A 3982-nucleotide genomic window follows, 5' to 3' on the forward strand; every position below is an offset into this window, starting at 1 on the left:
GCTCGACTGTGATGGGAAAATCTCGAGCGAATGCCGGGTATTGCGGCACGTATCCAATAGCAGAGCGTGAATGCCGCGGCGCTTTCCCAAGCACCTTGACCTTCCCAATGTCAGGTTCAATAAGACCTGCAATGAGCCTGACAAGGGTACTTTTACCACCACCATTGGGGCCGACCAGGCCGATAAACTCGCCTGCCTCGACATTCAGAGAAACATCACGCAACACCGGGATCTCACCGAATGAGAAGCTGACATTGTCGATTTCAATCATGCTTGTGCTCATTACTGCTCCTGCATGGCATCGATAAAACTGTTCAGCGACTGCTCCAGATCATTAGACAATGGATCAAGTACCACCAGTTGCGCGCCAATCGCTTCGGCAATCACGCTTGCAATACGCCGATCGAATTGTGGCTGCACAATAATCTTGCCAATGCCTTTCTGTTTAGCCATTTCTATCAATTCACCAAGACGCCTTGGGCCCGGCTCCTTGCCATCCTTCTCGATGACGATCTGCACCAGTCCATACTGGCTTGCGAGATAGCCCCAGGCAGGATGAAAGACAAGAAAGTATCGTTGTTCGATATCAGACATTACCTCGACAGCGCGCTGGTCTACCTGCTTAAAATGCTGCTGTGCCGCCTGTAAATTGCCCTGGTAATAGTCAGCACCATGCGGATCACTTGACGTCAACTCCTCTGCTATCAGGGCAAGAATCGCATCGATGTTTGCCGGCGATGTCCACACGTGCGGGTCACCACCCTTGTGGTCATGCTCATGGGATTCGTGATGATCAGATTCAGTGCCAGCTTCAGCATTGACGGGCAGATCATGACGCAAATCGATGACCTTCATATCCGGATTCAGCGCACGAATCTTACCCATCCAGACTCTCTCGAAAGGCAGGCCGCTGGTGAAATAGAGATCAGCCTCACCAAGTCGCTGTAACTGTGAAGGTTGCGGGTCGTAAGTAATCGGGTCATGACCAGCAGTCACCAGTGCCTCAACACTAATCCGCTCTCCGCCAACCAGCGAGACGAGCGAAGCGATTGGCAATACGCTTGCGAAGAGCTTTAAAGATGCGGCACTAAGAGGTGCTGAGAGCAGCAACAACAGCAGTGCAAGCGTGATACGATTCTTTTTCATGAACAGGTGGTAAATGCAATAATGTTACAATATAACATAACTATCTCGCCTCCGCGCGATACCCTCACACTTTAGACTGAACGATGAAAAAAGGCTCCCTGCTACTTCACCCGCTTGAAACTGAGCTGCTGCCTGACCTCGAAACTCTGTACGCAACACTACACAGAATCGGCTTCACAGGCGACGCCATCGACGAGCAGAGCTGGATGGTTGGCGAACAGTTTCTGCAACTGCTGACTTTCATGGGCTGCTCCCCACATATTCGTCTTGAGCCTGACTCAGAAGATGACCATGATTACTGCCATATTTCGCTGCGTCAGGCAGAAGCTCCACAACTGCTCTACAGCAACCATTCACGCCCCTGCCGCTGCCGCAGCTGTGGCAAACCAGTGGTGCAGACATGGAAAGAGTTTGATGCAGGTGCAGGCATCTGGAGATGTCGCCACTGCGCTACTCTGCACAAACGTCTTGAAGAGTTACGCTGGCGCAACGATTCCGGTGTTGCGGTCTGCTTTGTTGAAATTCACTCGATCTACCCGGGTGAAGCCCAGCCTGTCGATTCACTGATAAAACAGCTTGAGAAGATCACCAGCAGCGCTTGGCGCTATTTCCACCTGCATGATCAGGTTTTATAGGTGTACAGCTGATGGACGATATCGCCCTTTGAGAGATTACTCGGGGATTTCTTCACTAAGTTTGAAAGGCAAAACCACATCAACAGACACCGGGAGATGATCCGATAACGGAAAATCGATAACATGCGGCGTGTCCGTATCGAGTGATTCAGACAGAAAAATATGGTCAATCTTTCGTACTGGCTGCCACGACGGATAGGTTGGTGCTCCGCAGGTTGCATCTTTGAGGCCATTGTTTTCCATGAAATCGACCAGCAGGCTGGAATCAGTGGGACAGTTAAGGTCACCCATCACGGCAATATGCTTGCGAGACGCTATCAGTTCGGAAACAAAGGACAACTGGCGTAGTCGCCCTTGCCGGCCCAGCGCGAGGTGCAGAAAAACAACCGAGAAGAGTTCATCGCCCTCACCGTAATCAACCAGGATCGCACCTCTTCCCGGCAGGCCGGGCAAACTGTAGGTATGCGTCTCCATCGGGCGGATACGGCTCAGAAATCCGTTGCTGTATTGTGCAAGCGGACCGACATTTCGATTCACCTGCCAGTTCCAGTAGGGGAAATCGGCACGATGTGCAAGATAGGCAGTCTGGTCGAGAAACGAAGAGCGCAGGCTGCCCGCATCGACTTCCTGCAAACCGACAATATCAAAATCAACGACCAGCTTTGAGATCAGGTCGAGATTTTCCTGTTTTTCAGGATGAGGAAAGAAATGCTGCCACCCTTTGGTTATATATTCCCGCGGGCTGGCAGTCTGAAGGCCGCTCTGAATGTTGTAGCTCAACAGCCGGATACGCTGCTCTCCGGCTACTGAAGATTCAGACACGGCCTCTTCCTTCATAGATAATTATTTCGCCGCAGAGGCACGCTCGGCACGTAACCTGGCAACAAGGTAGTCGGCGATTTGGAACTTCTCAGCCCAGGAATAGGCTTTCTCTACCTTGTACTGACCATCGACGATCAGCGCCGGAACACCTATTATCTGGTACTCTTTCGCCAACTTGACTGCTTCCTGCATTTTCAGGTTCACAACAAAAGAATCCATCATGTCGTGATAGGCAGTCAGATCAACACCATGTGATGCGAGAAACTGGTCCATCGCATCCTGCGTATTGATGCGCTGCTTTCTGTCATGCATCGCGCTCATTATCGCATCATGCAGTTCCGGCTTGCCCATCTGTTCAAGAGCAAAGAAAGTCTTGGCATGCATTTGCACATTGGGTCGATTGAAGGTTGCCGGATAGCGGACAAATTCGACGTCATCCGCCTTGGTCTTCAGCCACTCTTTTACGGCGGGCTCAAAAGCATAACAATGGGGGCAGGCGTACCAGAAAAACTCGACAACCTGGATTTTCTCCTTGCCCGGAGAGTCCACACCTATGACCGAGTAATTAATCCCTTCAACTGGCTGTACAGCCATTGCTACAGGTGAAATCAGTAAAAGAAAAGCTATTAGTATTTTTTTCATGGAATTGTCGTCCAACTAATTAAATTGAAAAATCATGACAGTTAAGACACGGGCGCAGCACATCAGTTCCACATGTTAAGGCGCTCATTCATGTTTCAAGCCAGAAGGTTACCGGTCCATCATTGACCAACGCAACCTGCATATCGGCACCAAAGCGACCACAACCGATGTCGCCACTGTAATCTGTTCTAACCCTGGCAACAAGATAATCAAATAGCCGTTGTGCATCCTGTGGCGGTGCACCCCGGCTAAAACCCGGCCGCATACCCTTGTGCGTTTCTGCAGCAAGGGTAAATTGGGGAACCAGCAGAATTCCACCCTGCGTGTCATTAACACTGAGATTCATCTTACCATCCGAATCATTGAAAATGCGGTAATTACACAGGCGATATGCGAGTTTGTCAGCGCTCTGTTGCGTATCGCTGCGAGTCACTCCGACAAGCACCAGCATGCCGGTGCCGATTTCAGCAATACGATCACCATCAACATCGACAGATGCACTGGTTACTCTCTGCGCCAACCCAATCATACTAAACGACCTGCCATCACCATATTTAATCAACCGCTAAAAATTCGTCACAGCACCAATTTGCACATCGTGTAGGAATTTTCCTACAAAATTTTCAGAAAACGACCATATTCAAGCGTGTCTTTGATCTCGTGATGTAAAACGGGACATCCAAGTCGCCCTTTTACACTCGATCTTCGACAGCCTTTATTGCCCCGGACGCCCTGCG

The 3982-nt window shown here is 50.3% G+C and carries 6 protein-coding genes; 1 reads left to right on the forward strand and 5 read right to left on the reverse strand.

Annotation, left to right across the window (positions count from 1 at the left end; genetic code table 11):
- Nucleotides 1–283 (reverse strand): ATP-binding cassette domain-containing protein (locus BOW51_RS08075; RefSeq protein ID WP_135568153.1); only part of this gene is annotated, 283 nt, incomplete at its 3' end.
- Complete coding sequence (locus BOW51_RS08080) at nucleotides 283–1146, reverse strand: metal ABC transporter solute-binding protein, Zn/Mn family (protein WP_078477242.1); 864 nt, start codon at nucleotides 1144–1146, stop codon at nucleotides 283–285. The genes BOW51_RS08075 and BOW51_RS08080, both read right to left, overlap by 1 nt.
- Before the next feature lie 83 nt (nucleotides 1147–1229).
- On the opposite strand from BOW51_RS08080, the gene BOW51_RS08085 reads away from it, so the two are divergent.
- Nucleotides 1230–1781, forward strand: a complete 552-nt coding sequence (locus BOW51_RS08085) for an eL43 family ribosomal protein (protein WP_078477243.1) — start codon at nucleotides 1230–1232, stop codon at nucleotides 1779–1781.
- A gap of 36 nt (nucleotides 1782–1817) precedes the next feature.
- Here the strand turns inward: BOW51_RS08085 and BOW51_RS08090 are convergent, their stop codons facing one another.
- The 3 genes from BOW51_RS08090 to dtd all read right to left on the reverse strand — a co-directional run bounded on the left by BOW51_RS08090 (nucleotide 1818) and on the right by dtd (nucleotide 3774).
- On the reverse strand, nucleotides 1818–2603 hold the full coding sequence (locus tag BOW51_RS08090; RefSeq protein ID WP_245828627.1) for an endonuclease/exonuclease/phosphatase family protein: 786 nt from the start codon (nucleotides 2601–2603) through the stop codon (nucleotides 1818–1820).
- A 21-nt stretch (nucleotides 2604–2624) separates the two neighbouring features.
- Nucleotides 2625–3245 (reverse strand): thiol:disulfide interchange protein DsbA/DsbL, encoded by a 621-nt coding sequence (locus tag BOW51_RS08095; RefSeq protein ID WP_078477245.1) that lies wholly within the window; start codon nucleotides 3243–3245, stop codon nucleotides 2625–2627.
- Nucleotides 3246–3333: 88 nt separating this feature from the next.
- Nucleotides 3334–3774 carry a D-aminoacyl-tRNA deacylase gene (dtd, locus tag BOW51_RS08100; RefSeq protein ID WP_078477246.1) on the reverse strand — a complete coding sequence of 147 codons (441 nt, stop codon included), beginning with the start codon at nucleotides 3772–3774 and terminating at the stop codon, nucleotides 3334–3336.
- Nucleotides 3775–3982: the final 208 nt, after the last annotated feature.

The sequence above is a fragment of the Solemya elarraichensis gill symbiont genome (assembly GCF_002021095.1).
Classification (GTDB): Bacteria; Pseudomonadota; Gammaproteobacteria; order Chromatiales; family Chromatiaceae.

Coding starts and splice junctions, on each gene's coding strand:
- BOW51_RS08080 (WP_078477242.1), bottom strand. CDS start 1,146: ATGAAAAAGAATCGTATCACGCTTGCACTGCTGTTGTTGCTGCTCTCA.
- BOW51_RS08085 (WP_078477243.1), top strand. CDS start 1,230: ATGAAAAAAGGCTCCCTGCTACTTCACCCGCTTGAAACTGAGCTGCTG.
- BOW51_RS08095 (WP_078477245.1), bottom strand. CDS start 3,245: ATGAAAAAAATACTAATAGCTTTTCTTTTACTGATTTCACCTGTAGCA.
- dtd (WP_078477246.1), bottom strand. CDS start 3,774: ATGATTGGGTTGGCGCAGAGAGTAACCAGTGCATCTGTCGATGTTGAT.